Source organism: Streptomyces sp. NPDC046866 (genome assembly GCF_040704625.1).
Classification (GTDB): domain Bacteria; phylum Actinomycetota; class Actinomycetes; order Streptomycetales; family Streptomycetaceae; genus Streptomyces.
In genome coordinates, this window is the sequence record NZ_JBEYXN010000001.1 from 25500 (window position 1) to 41061 (window position 15562).

The 15562-nt window shown below is 74.5% G+C and carries 13 protein-coding genes; 12 read left to right on the top strand and 1 reads right to left on the bottom strand.

Features of this window, described 5'->3' with window-relative positions:
- Window positions 1–67 precede the first annotated feature (67 nt).
- Window positions 68–1300, bottom strand: a complete 1233-nt coding sequence (locus tag AB0953_RS00090) for an MFS transporter (protein ID WP_366857065.1) — start codon at window positions 1298–1300, stop codon at window positions 68–70.
- A 223-nt stretch (window positions 1301–1523) separates the two neighbouring features.
- Between AB0953_RS00090 and AB0953_RS00095 the strand changes: the two genes are divergently transcribed.
- The 12 genes from AB0953_RS00095 (at window position 1524) to AB0953_RS00150 (ending at window position 15528) form a co-directional block, all read left to right on the top strand.
- A complete protein-coding gene (locus AB0953_RS00095) occupies window positions 1524–2789 on the top strand; it encodes an ATP-grasp domain-containing protein (protein ID WP_366857066.1) in 1266 nt (421 codons plus the stop codon).
- A gap of 8 nt (window positions 2790–2797) precedes the next feature.
- On the top strand, window positions 2798–4105 hold the full coding sequence (locus AB0953_RS00100; protein ID WP_366857067.1) for an ATP-grasp domain-containing protein: 1308 nt from the start codon (window positions 2798–2800) through the stop codon (window positions 4103–4105).
- 118 nt (window positions 4106–4223) lie between these two features.
- On the top strand, window positions 4224–5786 hold the full coding sequence (locus AB0953_RS00105; RefSeq protein WP_366857068.1) for an ABC transporter substrate-binding protein: 1563 nt from the start codon (window positions 4224–4226) through the stop codon (window positions 5784–5786).
- Window positions 5783–7168, top strand: a complete 1386-nt coding sequence (locus tag AB0953_RS00110; protein WP_366857069.1) for a SidA/IucD/PvdA family monooxygenase — start codon at window positions 5783–5785, stop codon at window positions 7166–7168. The genes AB0953_RS00105 and AB0953_RS00110 overlap by 4 nt, the downstream gene beginning before the upstream one ends.
- Window positions 7169–7243: 75 nt before the next feature.
- A complete protein-coding gene (locus AB0953_RS00115; RefSeq protein WP_366857070.1) occupies window positions 7244–8647 on the top strand; it encodes a diaminobutyrate--2-oxoglutarate transaminase family protein in 1404 nt (467 codons plus the stop codon).
- Entirely contained in the window at window positions 8647–9987 is a 1341-nt protein-coding gene (locus tag AB0953_RS00120; protein WP_366857071.1) for a SidA/IucD/PvdA family monooxygenase, read from the top strand. Before AB0953_RS00115 ends, AB0953_RS00120 begins: the two co-directional genes overlap by 1 nt.
- A 16-nt stretch (window positions 9988–10003) precedes the next feature.
- A complete protein-coding gene (locus tag AB0953_RS00125) occupies window positions 10004–10480 on the top strand; it encodes a cupin domain-containing protein (protein ID WP_366857072.1) in 477 nt (158 codons plus the stop codon).
- Window positions 10477–11685, top strand: a complete 1209-nt coding sequence (locus tag AB0953_RS00130) for an FAD-binding oxidoreductase (protein WP_366857073.1) — start codon at window positions 10477–10479, stop codon at window positions 11683–11685. Before AB0953_RS00125 ends, AB0953_RS00130 begins: the two co-directional genes overlap by 4 nt.
- Window positions 11672–12355, top strand: a complete 684-nt coding sequence (gene epsC, locus AB0953_RS00135; RefSeq protein ID WP_366857074.1) for a serine O-acetyltransferase EpsC — start codon at window positions 11672–11674, stop codon at window positions 12353–12355. Before AB0953_RS00130 ends, epsC begins: the two co-directional genes overlap by 14 nt.
- Window positions 12352–14001 carry a class I tRNA ligase family protein gene (locus AB0953_RS00140; protein ID WP_366857075.1) on the top strand — a complete coding sequence of 550 codons (1650 nt, stop codon included), beginning with the start codon at window positions 12352–12354 and terminating at the stop codon, window positions 13999–14001. Before epsC ends, AB0953_RS00140 begins: the two co-directional genes overlap by 4 nt.
- Window positions 13998–15095, top strand: a complete 1098-nt coding sequence (locus tag AB0953_RS00145; protein WP_366857076.1) for a hypothetical protein — start codon at window positions 13998–14000, stop codon at window positions 15093–15095. Before AB0953_RS00140 ends, AB0953_RS00145 begins: the two co-directional genes overlap by 4 nt.
- The gene (locus AB0953_RS00150; RefSeq protein ID WP_366857077.1) at window positions 15037–15528 is read left to right on the top strand and encodes a rhodanese-like domain-containing protein; all 492 of its coding nucleotides are present in this window, start codon (window positions 15037–15039) and stop codon (window positions 15526–15528) included. Before AB0953_RS00145 ends, AB0953_RS00150 begins: the two co-directional genes overlap by 59 nt.
- Window positions 15529–15562: the final 34 nt, after the last annotated feature.

The window sequence follows — 15562 nt, forward strand, 5'->3', positions numbered from 1 at the left end:
TCCCGCGCCCCTGACGGGGCCGACCGCCGTTGAGCGCGTAGTTCCGCGCGTGCCTGGCGGGGCGGGGTCAGGGGGTGTGGGCTGGTTCGGGGATCGGGGTGGGGGTGGTGGGGCGGGGGGTGGGTTTGGCGCCGAGGATCAGGAGGGCGCCCAGGGCGGCGACCGCGGCGCACACCGTCCAGTGGAGGGGGGCGCTGATGCCGTACAGGAGGCCGCCCGCTGCCGGGCCCAGGGCGCCGCCGAGGGTGTGGGCGATGCCCTCCGCGCCCTGGTAGCGCCCGCGCAGGTGCGGCGGGGAGAACTCGGCCGGGTAGGCGTTGGCGATCGGGGTGTAGATCGTCTCGGCGACGGTCCACACGACCACGGTCAGGGCCAGCAGCCACACGCTGTGCACGGCTCCGGTCAGGGCCATGCCGAGGCCGAGCAGGGCCAGGCCGGCCGCGATGACCCGGCGCGGGTTGCGCCGCTCGGTGTGCCGGGTGAGCGGGAGCTCGATCACCACGCAGAGCAGGGCGTTGAGGCCGAGCAGCAGCCCGTAGGTCTTGTTGTCGAAGCCGGCGTCGGTGACGTGCAGCGGGAGGGTCGCGGTGGACTGCCCGTAGACGAACGTCGCGGCGACCATCGAGCCGAGGAAGAGCAGGTACGGGCGGTCGGAGAGGACGGTGCGGTAGCCGCCCTTCGGTCCGGCGGCCCCGGCCGGTGCCGCCTCGTGCGGCGTCGGGCGGCCGCCCGGGAGTGTCAGCAGGGACAGCGCGCCGAAGGCGAAGGAGAACAGGGCGTCGCCGAGGAAGACGTACGTGTACGAGGCGCCGCTGAGCAGGCCGCCGACCAGCGGTCCGACGGCCATGCCCACGTTGATGGCGAGGCGCAGGACGGCGAAGGCGGTGACCCGCTGCTCCTGCGGGACCACGTCGATCAGCAGGGCGCCGGCCGCCGGCCGGTACAGCTGGGCGAAGACCCCGACGAGGCCGACGAGTGCGGTGGTGGCGACCAGTCCGTCGGTCAGGGGGACGAGGGCGGTGGCGGCGCTGCTGCCGAACATCGACACCGCGATGGCGGTGCGCCGGCCGAAGCGGTCGGCGACGGTTCCGCCCACCGCGTTTCCGACGAAGGCGCCGACCCCGACCGCGCCGAGGGCCGCGCCGGCCTGGAACGCGGAGAATCCCCGGGACACCAGGAAGAGCACCAGGAATACGTTCAGGAAATTCCCGAATTTGATGAGGAACATTCCCGAGAAGATGACCCAGGCGCTTCTGGGCAGGTCGCGCAATCGTCGGCGCAAGGGGTCCTCGCCGGCCATGGTGGGGCTCCTTCCCGGTGGGGGATGAGGGGGGATGCGGTGGTGGGCACCATGGAAACCGCCGGTCAGGGCGTCTGCATAGGGGTCGGGGGTGGCACGATTCGTGCTGGCACATTCCTGCCCGGGCCCCGCCGCCGGACGCCGCTGCGTCTTTTGTGCCGGGCATTCTTGTGCCAGCCGGAAGGCATTCTCCGGGCCGGATTCCTGCGGCAGTGTTCCGGCCATGACCGAACACAAGCTTCTCGTCGTCGGCGGACGGATACAGACGCTGCGCAAGGCGGCGGCCCTCGGAATCCGCTTCGTACTGATCCAGCACAAGGACCAGTTCGTGCCGGAGGCCGCCCGGCTCGCCGAGGCCGTCCTCATCGCCGACTACACCGACTGGGACGTCACCCGCCCTCTGGTGGAGGCCGCGCACCGGGCGTACGGGTTCACCCGCGTCGCCTCGATCACCGAGCCGGGCCTGGTCCCGGCCGGCCGGATCAGCGACCACCTGGGGCTCGGCAACACCTCCGGGGAAGTCGCGGAGCTGCTGCGGGACAAGTACGCGATGCGCCGGCACCTGGCCGCCTCCGCCTCGCCCGAGGTGCGGGCGCTGTCGGTGGCCGCGGCCGAGGTCGACGGGGCGGAGGCGCTGGCCGCCTTCGGTGCCGAGCACGGCTATCCGTTCGTGCTCAAGCCGGTCGACGCCACCGCCAGCCTGGGCGTCGTACGGATCGACGGGCCCGGGCAGGCCGCCGAGGCATGGGCCGGGGTGGAGGCGCTGCGGGCCCGTACCGACCTGCAGTGGGGTTCGTTCTTCACGATCGGCCGGTTCATCGCCGAGCAGTACATCCCCGGGCCGGAGTACAGCGTCGAGACCTTCTCCTTCGCCGGCCGGCACATCGTCCTGGCCGTCACCGAGAAGCTGACCGGCGAGGGGTTCGTCGAGCTGGGCCATGCCCTGCCGGCCCGTCTGGAGCCCGCCGACGAGAAGGGCATCGAGCAGGCCGTCGCCCGCTTCCTGGACGCGGTCGGGCTGACCGACGGCGCCGCCCACACCGAGCTGCGGCTGTCCCCCTCCGGGCCGCAGATCATCGAGAGCCACAACCGGATGGGCGGCGACCGCATCTTCGACCTGCTGCGCTCGGCGTACGGCATCGACCTCGAGGAGTGGATCGTCGCCTGGCAGTTCGGGCTGATCCCGGCGCTCACCGAGCGTCCGGCCGCCCGCCACGCCGCGGCCACCCGCTTCCTGTCCGCCGAGCCCGGCACCGTCGTGGAGATCCAGGGGGCCGAGGAGGCCCGGGCCCTGGACGGCGTCATCGACGTGGAGACCACCGTGCGGCCCGGCGACACCGTCGGGGAGCTGCGCGGCAACTGGGACCGGGTCGGCCAGGTGCTGGCCACCGGGGCGGACACCGCCGCGGCCGTCGCCGCCGCCGAGCGGCTCACCGAGAAGGTCACCGTCGTCACCCGCCCCCGCCCCGGCACCTCCGGAAAGGCCTGAACCGCACCATGAAGATCCTGCTGATCATGCGGAACACGTACGCGTGGCACCGCGAGCACATCGAGACCCTCGAGCGGATGGGCCTGGAGATCCACCTCGCCACCAAGGTCGCCCAGGCGTCCGACGACGGCCGCTTCGCGAACGTGGTCCCGCTCCGCGAGGACCTAGAGGGCGCCGAGCTGGCCGAGTACTGCGCGGCCGCGGCGCGCCGCCTGGGCATCACCTCGGCGATCACCTTCTACGACAGCGACATCGCGGTCACCTCGCGGGTCAACGAGCTGCTGGGGCACTCCTGGCCGCGTCCCGAGGCCGACCTGATCTCCCGCGACAAGCAGCTCCAGCGCACTTTCCTCGCCGAGCACGGGCTGCCGGCGCCGCGGTTCGCGGGCGTCGTGAGCGTCGAGGCGGGTCTCGCGGCCGCCGAGGACTTCACGTACCCGTTCATCGTCAAGCCCAGCGCGCTGGCCGCCAGCATCGGCGTCAGCCTGGTGCGCGACCGGGCCGAGCTGGAGCGGGCGCTGACCGACGTCGCCCGCCTCGCCGAGGAGTGGGCGGGCTACTTCCCGAGCGACACCCCGGAGATCGCGCTGCTGGAGGAGTTCCTGCCCGGCAAGGAGGTCACCCTCGACGGGGTGGTCCTGAACGGCACCTTCCACCTGGTGGGCGTCACCAACAAGATGCAGATGCCGGGCCCGTACTTCGAGGAGGACTTCTACACCCTCCCCTTCCGCACCCCGCAGGAGGAGCCCGGGCTCGTCGCGGTCGCCGAGGGCATCACGGCCGCGCTGGGGGTGCGCCACTGCCTGTTCAACGCCGAGTTCCGGCAGGACTCCGAGGGCCGCTACCGGGTCGTGGAGTTCGCCACCCGGATGAGCGGCGGGCAGAACTACCGCAACCTGCGCGAGGTCCACGGCATCGACCCGGTCCGGCTGTACGCCAAGGCGGTCCTCGCCGGCGACGACGCCCGGGCGCTGGCCGCCCTGCTCGACGGCGAGGTGCCGCGCAGCGCCGTCCCGCGCGCCGCCACCTGCATCAAGTTCGCCTACCGGACCGGCACCCTGGTCCGCAACAACGCGGGCGACGCGGCGCACTCCCCGCACTTCCGCTCGTACATCCCCGCCTCCCGGCCCGGCGACCGGCTGCGGCGCGCGCCCGAGGGCTGGTACGAGATCGCCGGCTCGCTGGCGGTGGCCGCGCCCTACCGCAGTGCCGCCGACATCGACCGGGTGGAGCGGCTCGCCGCCGAACTGGACGAGCGGCTCGACGTGGTCGTCGTACCGGGGCGGGCTCCGGCGGACACCGCGCCGGCGGCCTGACCCGCCCCCGACCGGCCGCGTCCGCACGCCCCGGCCCCGGCCCGGCCCCGGCCCCCGCCCGGCCCCGGCCGCCCCCGGCCCCCGCCACACCCACACCCCGAAGCGGAAAGAGCCCCACGTGCACGCCAACGACCCCGTGTTCCGCATGGGAATCACGGAGCCCACCGCCATCGACCCGTACAAGGCCCAGGAAGGCGAGGGGATCCTCGTCTGCAAGGCGCTCTTCACCGGGCTGCTCGCCCTCGACGAGGACGGCGCGCTCGTCCCCGCCACCGCCCGGTCCTGGGAGAGCGACCCGTCCGCCACGACCTGGACCTTCACCCTGCGCCCGGACACGGTGTTCAGCAACGGAGAGCCGGTCACCGCCCACAGCTTCGTGCGGGGCTGGGCGCGGGCCCTGGACCCCGAGGCCGACACGGAGACCGCCTACCACCTGGCGGGCGTGCGCTCCTTCACCGCCGTCGACGACACCACGCTCGTGGTGGAGCTGTCCGAGCCGGACGTGCAGTTCGACCTGAAGACGCTCCAGCCGATCTTCAGCCCGGTGCCGCTGTGCGCCGGACCCGCGCTGGACCCCGCGTACAACGACCTGCCCATCGGCAACGGCCCGTTCAAGATGGCCGGCCCCTGGGAGCACCACCGGGCGATCCGGCTGGAGCGCAACGACCTGTGGTTCGGCCCGGCGCCCGAGGTCCGCGAGGTGCACATCGACGTCCTCGACCCGGTCACCGGCCTGGACGACGAGTACGAGCGCTTCCTCGACGGCACCTACGACTACGCCCGGATCCCCCCGGCCCGCACCGCCGAGGCCGCCGCGGGCGAGGGCTTCCTGGAGCAGGAGGGCGCGGGGCTGTTCTACCTGATCCCGTTCTGCCACCAGGCCCCCATGGACTCGCTGGACGCCCGCCGGGCCCTGTCGGCGGCCATCGACCGGCAGGGGTTGATCGACACGTACTTCCAGGGGCGGCGCACCGCGGCCCACTCGCTGCTGTCGCCGTGGTTCGGCAAGGCGCACACGCCGCGCGCCGAGCTCGCCGCCGGCGCTGCTGATGCCGTGGGTGCCGCTGATGCGGACGCTGATGCCGCCGCCGCGGACTGGACGGCGTACGACCCCGAGCGGGCCCGCCGCGCGGCGCTGCGGGCCGGGCTCGGCCCGGGCAGCCGGGTGGAGTTCGCGTACAACACGGGCGCCGGCCACGACGACTGGGTCGCGGCCCTCGCCCGGGGCCTGGAGCAGGAGCTCGGCTGGCGGGTCGCGCTGCTGCGGACCGATGCCCGCGGGCTGGTCGACCACCGCACCTCGATCGCGGCGGCCGGCTTCTGCCGGGCCGGCTGGGCCTGCGACTACCCGACGCCCGACAACATGCTCTTCCCGCTGCTGCACTCCTCGTGCACGGCGCCCGACGCCGACGGCACCGCCCACGGCGACAACGAAGGCCGCTACGCCAACCCGGAGTTCGACGCGCTGCTGGCGCGCGCCCGGGCCTGCGCGGACCCGGCCGAGCGGGCCGACGCCTGGCGGCGCGCGGACCGGACCGCGATGGCGGACCTGGCGCTGATCCCGCTCTGGTACCGCACCGACCAGCGGGTGCACGCGGCCGGCCGGATCACGGGCCTGCGGATCGACTTCGACGGAAACCCCACCCTCACCACTGTCAAGGCAAGGAAGACCACGCGATGAGCGCGACGACCCCGACCGCGGCGACCACGACCGCGACTGCCCCGGCGAACGCCGCCGCGAACCCCGTCCACGACATCCTCGGCATCGGCTTCGGCCCGGCGAACCTGGCCCTGGCCATTGCCCTGGAGGAGCGCAGCTCCCCGCTCACGGCGCGCTTCCTGGAGGCCCGGCCGAGTCCGCAGTGGCAGCCGGGGATGCTGCTGGACGGCTCCGACATCCAGAACCACCCCAGCCGCGACCTGGTCACCCTGCGCAACCCGCGCAGCCGCTACAGCTTCCTGAACTACCTGCACGAGCAGGGCCGGCTGCTGCGCCACCTCAACCTGCCCTCGGAGTTCCCGCTGCGCAAGGAGTACGCCGGCTATATCCGCTGGGCGGCGGGCTTCTTCTCCCACCTGGTCGACTGCAACCAGCGGGCCGAGCGCGTCGAGGTCGTCGAGGAGTCCGGCGAGCGCGTGTACGCCGTCACCACCCTGTCCGGCAGCCGCTACCTGGGCCGCACGCTGGTCATGGGCCCGGGCCGCACCCCGTACGTCCCGGCCCCGTACGACAGCCTGCGCACCCCGCGGATCTTCCACCTGACCCAGTACCTGCCCAAGCTGGCCGAGCTGACCGGCGGGGGCCGCGAGCCGGAGTCGGTGGCGGTCATCGGCGGCAGCCAGAGCGCCGTCGAACTCGCCCTCGACCTCAGCCGCCGCTTCCCGCGGACCAAGGTGACCACGTACACCCGCTCGCACTCGCTGAAGCTGAAGGACACCAGCCCCTTCAGCGAGGAGGGCTACTTCCCCGAGTTCACCGACTACTACTTCCGGGCCTCCCGGCAGGGCAAGCAGGCGCTGGACGCGTACATGCACGGCACGAACTACTCCTCCGCCGACGGCGACGTGCTGCGCGAGCTGTACCTGACCATCTACGAGCAGGAACTCGACGGCGACCAGCGGGTCTTCGTCCGCGGCAACCACGAGGCCGTCGGCGTGGCCCCGGAGAACGGCGACCGGATCGCGCTGGACTTCCTGGAGCGCACCACCGGCGAGCGGATCAGCGAGACCGTCGACTTCGCCGTGCTGGCCACCGGCTTCCGCAACATGGGCCCCGGCCCGCACGAGGAGCTGTGCCCGCCGCTGATGGCCCCGCTCGCGCCGCTGTTCGCGACCGAGCCCGACGGCCGCCTGGCGGTGAACGGCGACTACTCGCTCAGCCCGGTCGGGGAGGGCACCCCGCCGCTCTTCCTCAACGGCCTGTGCGAGTCCAGCCACGGCATCGGCGACGCCGGCTCCTTCAGCCTGCTGTCGCTGCGCGCGGCCACCCTCGCCGACGCCCTGACCGCCCGCCTGAGCGCCGCCCCCGCCGCCGACTGCGCCGCCGTGCTGGCCGCCGCCTGACCGCCGACCAGGTCGACCGAACCGACCGAACCGACCGAACCGACCGACCGGATCCCGAAAGGACCACGTTCTCCCATGACCGCCACCATCGACACCCCGGTCGAACCGGTCTACAGCGCTCCCGCCGTCCACGGCCCGCTGCCCGGACCGCGCAGTGCCGAGCTGCTGGACCGGCAGGCCGGCCGGGAGTCCAACTCCCGCTCCTACCCGCGCAAGCTGCCGATGGCGATCCGCCGCGGCAGGGGCTCCTACGTCGAGGACCTCGACGGGAACGTCTTCCTCGACTTCCTCAGCGGCGCCGGCGTGCTCTCGCTGGGCCACAACCACCCCGAGCCGCTCGCCGCCGCCCACCGCCAGCTCGACGAGTTCGTGCACGGCCTGGACTTCCCGACCCCGGTCAAGGACGAGTTCACCGACCTGACCCTCGGGATGCTGCCCGAGCCGATGCGCGGCCGGACCCGGATCCACTTCTGCGGGCCGACCGGCGCCAACGCCGTCGACGCCGCGCTGAAGCTGTGCAAGACGGCCACCGGGCGCGAGGAGGTCATCACCTTCCAGGGCGGCTTCCACGGGGCGACCCTGGCCGCGCTGAGCGTGACCGGCCTGGTCGAGCAGAAGGAGCCGGTACGCGGCCGGATGCCGGGGGTCCACTTCTTCCCGTACTCCCACTGCCACAACTGCCCGCTCGGCCTGACCCGGGACACCTGCCGGGTCAACTGCGCCGCGTTCCTGGAGAAGGCGCTGACGGACGTCAACGGCGGCATCACCCTGCCCGCCGCGGTGATCATGGAGCTGGTGCAGGGCGAGGGCGGCGTCATCCCCGCCGAGGTCGAGTTCGTCCAGCGGATCCGCGAGGTCACCCGGCGCCTGGGCATCCCGCTCATCGTGGACGAGGTGCAGAGCGGCTGCGGCCGCACCGGGACCTGGTTCGCGTTCGAGCAGTACGGCATCGAGCCCGACGTGGTCTGCGCCTCCAAGGCGCTGTCCGGGATGGGCCTGCCCGCCTCCGTGATCCTGTACGACGAGAAGCTCGACGTGTGGAAGCCCGGCGCGCACTCCGGCACCTTCCGCGGCAACCAGCCCGCCTTCGCCGCCGGCGTCGCCACCATGAAGGTGGTGCGGCGCGACCGGGTCCTGGAGAACGTCCGGGCCCGCGCCGACCAGCTGATGGTCCACCTGCAGGGCCTGCGCGCGCTCAGCCCGTACGTGGCCGACGTCCGCGGCCTCGGCCTGATGACCGGCGTCGAGCTCACCGACCCGGCGACGGGGCTGCCGGCCGACGCCCTGGCCAAGCGGGTCCAGTGGGAGGCCGTCAGCCGCGGCCTGATCATCGAGCTCGGCGGCCGCGACGACTGCGTCGTGCGGATGCTGCCCCCGCTGAACTGCTCGGCCGAGGAGATCGACCACGCCGGGCGGATCATCCGGGAGGCCCTTCTCGCCGCCCTCGCCGCCCTCGACCTGCCGGCGGAGGCCGCCTGATGACGACGTACGACCACATCACCGGGGACACCGGGGTCCAGGACCTGGTGGTGGCGGGCTTCGGGCCCTCCGGGATCGCGCTCGCCGCCGCCGTCGAGGACCACGACGACGCCACCGGCGCCGCCCCGCTGGCCGCCCGCTACCTGGAGAAGGCCGCCGACTCCGCCTGGCAGCCCCACCTGGTCCTGCCCGGCACCGACATCCAGCACCACTTCCTGCGCGACTTCGCCACCCCGCGCGACGCCCGCTCCCGCTTCACCTTCCCCCACTACCTCCAGCAGAGCGGCCGCTTCTACCCGTTCACGCTGATGAGCGGCTACGTCAGCCGCCTGGAGTGGTCGGACTACGTGCAGTGGGCCGCCCGGCAGGTCCGCGGCACCGTCGACTACCACCGCGAGGTGCTGAGCGTCGAGCCGGTCACCGACCCCGACGGCCGCGTGCGCACCGCCCGCGTCACCAGCCGGGACCCGCGCGACGGCTCCCTGCACACCGTCCTCGGCCGCAACGTAGCCCTGGCCACCGGCCACGAGGCGTACGTACCCGAGCTCTTCCGCCCGCACCTGGGCGAGCGCGTCTTCCACGCCTCCCGGCTGCTGCCGGGCCTCGCCGCCCTCGGCGACGCCCCGCTGCGCAGCATCGCCGTGATCGGCGCCGGCCAGACCGCCGGCGAGATCGTCCTGCACCTGGCCGCGCAGCACCCCGACGCCGAGATCCACTCGGTCGTACGGCACGCCGGCTTCCGGATGTACGAGCTCGGCCACTTCAGCAACGAGGTCTACTTCCCCGACGAGACCGACTACTTCTACGGCCTGGAGGGCGAGCAGCGCGAACGGGCCCTGGACCAGGCCCGCGCCACCAACTACGCCGCCGTCGACCCCGACGTGTCCACCGCCCTCTACCAGGCCGTCTACCAGGACCGGTTCACCGGGCGGCACCGCCTGCACATGCACAAGCGGACCGAGGTCACCACCGTGGGCCGCACCGCGGACGGCCGGGTCCGGCTGGAGGCCGAGGAGGTGTTCACCGGCGGGCGCACCGCCCTCGACGCCGACGTGGTGATCGTCTGCACCGGCTACCGGGAGTCCCCGCTGCCCCGCCAGCTCGCCCCGTTCGCGCCGCACCTGCGCCTGGACTCCGCCGGCCGGCCCGAGGTCACCCGCGCCTACCGGGCCGAGACCTCCGCCGACTGCGAGGTCGGCCTCTACCTCGACGGACTCACCGAGTGGCGGCACGGCATCGGCAGCGCCACCTCCTTCAGCCAGATGGCCGCCAAGGCCGACACCATCCACCGCGACCTGCGCGCCCGCCTGCGCCGGCCCGCCGCGCCCGTCGCCGCCTGATTGGAACCCGTACCCCATGCACATCTTCACCGCCCACGAGGACGACATGGTCTTCGAGGAGGCGTACAACGTCAGCGGCCGCCGGATCTTCCCCTGGCCCGAGGCCGTGGAGGAGCCCGACTGGGGCGGCGCCTGGGTCGACGTGGCGCCCGGCGCCACCTCCACCCCGCACGACCACGACGAGAACGAGATGTTCTTCATCGTCGAGGGCAGCGGAGTGATGCGCATCGGCGGCGAGACCCGCCGCGTGCGGGCCGGCGAGACCGTCTTCATCACCCCGCACCAGGACCACGACCTGACCAACGACGGCGAGGGCCGGCTGCGCTTCGTCACCATCTGGTGGGGCGGCTCGGAGGCCGTCGCCCGGGACCGCGCCAAGTGGGCCGCCGTCTTCGGCATCGAGGACCCGGGCGCCGGCGAGCCCGCTGCCGCGTCCGCACCCGCACCCGCACCCGCGCCGGACCCGCACGCACCGGGCCAGGGGGAGGCATGAGCCCCATCGTCCACGCGCACGCCGACGCCATCGTCGTCGGCGGCGGCGTGATCGGTGCGGCCATCGCCCACCAGCTCGCCCTCGCGGGCGTCGGCCGGATCGTCCTGTGCGACCAGGGCCGGGTCAACGCCCAGGGCGCCACCTCCCGCTCCGGCGGGCTGCTGCGGCTGCACCACACGGCCGTCGCCGACACCCGTCTCGCCGCGCGCAGCCTGCCCGTCTTCGAGCAGTGGTCGGACATCATCGGCGGCTGCTGCGGCTACCGCCGCACCGGCTTCGTCATGATCGTCGGCGAGAACCACGCCGACGACCTGCGCCGCAACGCCGCCGCCGCGAGCGAGGCCGCCGGCTACCGGCGCGTCGAGGTCATCGACCCCTCCGAGCTGCGCGAGATCTACCCCGGCCTGAGGACCGAGGGCGTGGCGCTGGCCGCGTACGAGCCGGAGGGCGGCTACGCCGACCCGATGGCCGCCTCCGCCGCCCTGCTGACGGCCGCCTACCGGCTCGGGGTCTCCCCGTCCGAGGGCATCCGGGCGGTGAAGGTGCTGGAGAAGGGCGGCGCCGTCACCGGGGTCCTCACCTCCATCGGCCGCATCGACGCCCCGCTGGTGGTCCTGGCCGGCGGAGCGTGGGGCTCCGCGCCGGCCGAGTACCTCGGCATCCACATCCCCGTCACCGCCCGCCGCATCGGCCTGGCCCAGGCCGAGCTGCCGGGGGCGGGGCGGCGCGGCTCCGCGGCCTCCGTACCGACCTGCATCGACGACACCACCGGCAGCTACTTCCGGCCCGACGGGCTGGACCGCTTCTACTTCGGCGTCCCCAGCAAGCCCGACACCGAGCTCGGCCGGGACGTCGAACCGCTCACCGAGACCGAGCTGGAGGCCGCGATCGGCGCCATCGCCCACCGGGTCCCCGCCGCGGCCACCGCCCCCCTCGCCGGCACCCGCTCGGGGCTGGACGGCTACACCCCCGACAAGCGCCCGGTCGTCGGCGCGGCCGGCCCCGACGGCCTCTACCTGGCCCTCGGCTTCAGCGGCGGCGGCTTCAAGCTGGCGCCGGCCGTGGCCGAGCTCGCCGCGAAGGAGATCACCGAAGGCGGGGCCGTGCCCGGCAAGGCGGTCCAGGAGCTGCTGGAGCCGTACCGGCCGCAGCGGTTCCTCGCCGGCCGCCCGATCCGCCCGGAGGCCCCGTATGACCACATGTGAGACCGCCACCGAGGCTTCCGAGACCGGCGAGACCGCGGAGCACGAAGGGACCGGCGGGGCCGGCGCCCGCCGCCCGCTGCGGGAGGTGCTGCGCGAGGACGTGCAGACCGTCCTCGACAAGGACCCCGCCGCCGGCTCCCGCGCCGAGGTGCTGCTCTACCCGCACATCCACGCCCTGTGGACGTACCGGGTCGCGCACTGGCTGTGGGGCCGCGGCCACAAGGTCGCCGCCCGCGCCCTGTCCCTCCTCGCCCGCTCCGTCTCCGGCATCGAGATCCACCCCGGCGCGCGGATCGGCCGCCGCTTCTTCATCGACCACGGCACCGCCGTCGTGATCGGCGAGACCGTCCGCATCGGCGACGACGTGATGCTCTACCACCAGGTCACGCTGGGCTCGGTCGGCTGGTGGAAGGACCTGCGCCGGCCCTCCGGATCGCGCCGCCACCCCGTCGTCGGCGACCGCGTCGTCATCGGCACCGGGGCCAGCGTCCTGGGCCCCGTCACCATCGGCGCGGACTCCCGCATCGGCGCCCACTCCGTCGTCCTGGACGACCTGCCGCCGCGCAGCCGCGTCGTCGCCGCCGCCTCCGCCGCCCTGCCGCCGCTCGACACCGCGGCCCCCCTCGACTCCTCCGCCCTGATCCTCCCCGAAGGAACCCACGCCTCATGACCTCCTACGTCGTCACCAGCGCCCCGCCGAACCCGAACGGCGACCTCCACCTCGGCCACCTCTCCGGCCCCTTCCTCGGCGCCGACGTCCTGACCCGGCACCTGCGCCAGCGCGGCCACGACGTCCGCTACGTGGGCTACTCCGACGAGCACTCCTGCTACGTGCCGCGCCGGGCCGCCGAGATCGGCTCCACCGCGCACCCGACCGCGAAGCTCTTCGGCGACCGCATGGAGGAGACCCTCTCCCTCGGCGCGATGCACCACGACTGGTTCACCCGCCCGCTGACCGACCCGGTGCACACCGAGTTCGTCCAGCGGTTCTTCCGCGACCTGTGGGAGTCCGGCGCCCTGGAGGTCCGGGAGCTGCCCGTCTTCCACTGCGAGCCCTGCGACCGGTACCTGTACGAGGCCGAGGTGCGCGGCGCGTGCCAGTTCTGCGCCGAGCCCTCCGACGGCGTGTACTGCGAGGCCTGCGGGCTGCCGCAGGACCCGGCCGGCCTCGCCGCCCCCCGGTGCACCGCCTGCCGCACCGAGCCCGCCACGAAGACCCTGCGGCGCATCGTCTTCCCGCTGGAGCGCTGGCGGGAGCGGCTCGAGGCGTACTACGCCGATGCGCAGGCGAAGGCGGAGTGGCGGCCCCGGCTGGTGGCCTACCTGGAGGGCCTGTTCGAGCGGGCGCTGCCCGACACCCCGATCAGCCGCGAGGCGGACTACGGCATCCCGGTTCCGCTGCCCGGCTGGGAGGGCCACGTCCTCGACACCTGGTTCAGCGGCATCTGGGGCTACGCGGCCGCCACGGCGCGCCTCGCCGAGGCGAACGGCGACCGGTCCGAGTGGGAGCGGCTGTGGACCGACCCCGAGACCCGGATCGTCAACTTCATCGGCTTCGACTGCTCGTTCTCGCACGCCGTGCTGTGGCCGGCGCTGCTGCTGGCCTCGCCGGACGGGCTGACGCTGCCCTCGCAGGTCGTCATCAACGAGTTCTACCGGCTGGAGGGCGACAAGTTCTCCACCAGCCGCGGACACGCCATCTGGGGCGGGGAGTTCCTGCGCCGGGTGAACGCGGACGCGCTGCGGTTCCACCTGTGCCTGACCGGGCCGGAGCGGGCGCAGAACAACTTCTCGATGAAGGAGTTCTCCGACACGCTCAGCACGGTGCTGGCGGGGGCGCTGGAGCGCTGGACGGACACCGTGCTGGACCTGCTGGCCCAGGACTTCGACTCCGTGCTCCCCGCGGCGGACGGCGTGGATGCGGGCCCCCTGGCCGCCGAGCGGGCGGAGCTGCCCGGGCGGATCGCCGGCGCGCTCGGCGCCGAGGCCTTCTCCCCGCAGCGCGCGGCCGACGCCCTGGCCGTGGCGGTCGAGCGGGCCGACGCCGACCTGCGGGAACTGCCCCTGCTGCGCGCCGCCGGCCGGCGCGAGGAGTACGCCGCCCGGCTCGCCGCCCACGCGGAGCTGCTGGCCGCGGTCGCGGTCACGGCGGCGCCGCTGATGCCGGGCTGGTCCGCCTTCCTGGCCGGGCACCTGGGCCTGCCGGTGGACCTCGCCACCCGGATGCCGTCCTGGGACGCCCTGGACGCCCCCCTCCTGCCCTCGGGCAGCCCGCTCCCGCCGGCCGTCCCGCTGTACTTCCACGAGCTGTCGTGACGCCGCAGCCGCCCGCCGCCGCTCCTGTCCCGGGCTCCGGAGCAGGGGTGCTCGCGGGGGCCCGGCAGGTGCTCCAGGGGGTACTGGGGCTCGGGGTGTTGCTGTTGCCGCTCGGGCTGGCGCCGGTGGATCCGGCGGCGGTCCTCGCCGTGGCGGTGGCGTCGGCCGGGTGGTGCCTGCTCGTGTCCCGCGCCGGGGGGACCGCGGGAGCGGGGGCCGTCGGGTTCGTGCGGGAGCGGCTCGGGCCCCGGGCCGGCCGGGCCGCCACAGCGCTGTACTTCGGCGGCTTCGCCACCGGCCAGGCGGCCGTGGCCCTGGGAGCGGCCGACTTCGCCTGCGCCGCGGCCACGGCCGCCGGGGCCGGCGCCGCCGACGGCGACTCCGGCTGGCGCTCGTACGCGGCCGCCGGCGGCATCCTGGCCGCCGCCGCGGGCCACGCCTGGCTCACCGCGCGCGGCCCCTCCCCCGCCGCCCGGCGGCTGCGGCTCGCCGCCGTCCTCGCGCTGGCCGCCGGCTGGCGGGCGCTCGGCGGGATCCCGGCCGCCGGGGCCGGCACCGCGGGCCGGGCGGCCGCCCTGGTGGCCCTGCCCCTGCTCTTCGGCTGGGTCGGCCTCGAGGGCGCCGTCCCCGGCCCGCCGCACCGCCGCCGGGCGGCGCTCGCCGGGACCCTGCTGGGCCTCGCGACGGCAGCCGCGCTGTACGCCGTACTGCTGGGCCCGCTGCCCGGGGCCGCCCCGCCGCGCCACCCGGCCGCGGCGGCCGCCCTGGGGGCCGCCTCCGCCACCCTGTGCTGGGCCTACTGCCGTACCAACCTCCAGGCCACCGCCCTGCGTTGGACCGAGCTGACCGGGCGCTCCCGGCGCGGCGGCGTCCTCGTCGGAGCGCTGGTCGCCCTCTGCGCCCTGGCCCTCGCCGGGGCCGCCCACGGCGGCGTGTCCGTCCTGCTGCTCGGCCCGGGGGCCGCCACGGCGGCCCTGTTCTGCCTCATCGCCCTGGCGGCCCTGCGCCGCCCCCGTCCGAAGGAGTCCCTCCGCCATGACCACGAACACCACCGCCACCGCGTCCTCCAAGGTGCTGCGCGTCCCGCCGGCTGACCCGGCCACCGCCGCCGCCCACTTCCACCGCCGCTTCACCTTCGAGGCCGACGTCGCCGACGTCCACGCCGACGTGGAGTCCGGCGCCGGCGGCTTCGTCCTCGTCGACAGCCGCAGCGCCGAGGCCTGGGCGCAGGGCCGCATCCCCGGCGCCGTGCACCTGCCGACCGACGAGATCGCGGCCCGCGCCGCCGGGCTCGTACCGCCGGGCAGCGTGGTGGTCACGTACTGCTGGGGGCCCGGCTGCAACGGGGCGACCCGCGCGGCCCACGCGTTCGCCGCCGCCGGCTACCGCGTCAAGGAGATGCTGGGCGGCTTCGAGTACTGGTCCCGGGAGGGCTTCCCGGTCGAGGACGCCGCGGGCCTGCGCCGCTCCGCTCCGGATCCGCTGACCGCGCCGGTCTCGGGCGGGGGCGCGTCCTGCGGCTGCTGAGGCCGCACGGGCCGTGGGGGCGCAACCGGAGCTC

Coding starts and splice junctions, on each gene's coding strand:
- AB0953_RS00110 (WP_366857069.1), top strand. CDS start 5,783: ATGAGCGCGACGACCCCGACCGCGGCGACCACGACCGCGACTGCCCCG.
- AB0953_RS00100 (WP_366857067.1), top strand. CDS start 2,798: ATGAAGATCCTGCTGATCATGCGGAACACGTACGCGTGGCACCGCGAG.
- epsC (WP_366857074.1), top strand. CDS start 11,672: ATGACCACATGTGAGACCGCCACCGAGGCTTCCGAGACCGGCGAGACC.
- AB0953_RS00115 (WP_366857070.1), top strand. CDS start 7,244: ATGACCGCCACCATCGACACCCCGGTCGAACCGGTCTACAGCGCTCCC.
- AB0953_RS00125 (WP_366857072.1), top strand. CDS start 10,004: ATGCACATCTTCACCGCCCACGAGGACGACATGGTCTTCGAGGAGGCG.
- AB0953_RS00095 (WP_366857066.1), top strand. CDS start 1,524: ATGACCGAACACAAGCTTCTCGTCGTCGGCGGACGGATACAGACGCTG.
- AB0953_RS00090 (WP_366857065.1), bottom strand. CDS start 1,300: ATGGCCGGCGAGGACCCCTTGCGCCGACGATTGCGCGACCTGCCCAGA.
- AB0953_RS00130 (WP_366857073.1), top strand. CDS start 10,477: ATGAGCCCCATCGTCCACGCGCACGCCGACGCCATCGTCGTCGGCGGC.
- AB0953_RS00150 (WP_366857077.1), top strand. CDS start 15,037: ATGACCACGAACACCACCGCCACCGCGTCCTCCAAGGTGCTGCGCGTC.
- AB0953_RS00120 (WP_366857071.1), top strand. CDS start 8,647: ATGACGACGTACGACCACATCACCGGGGACACCGGGGTCCAGGACCTG.
- AB0953_RS00140 (WP_366857075.1), top strand. CDS start 12,352: ATGACCTCCTACGTCGTCACCAGCGCCCCGCCGAACCCGAACGGCGAC.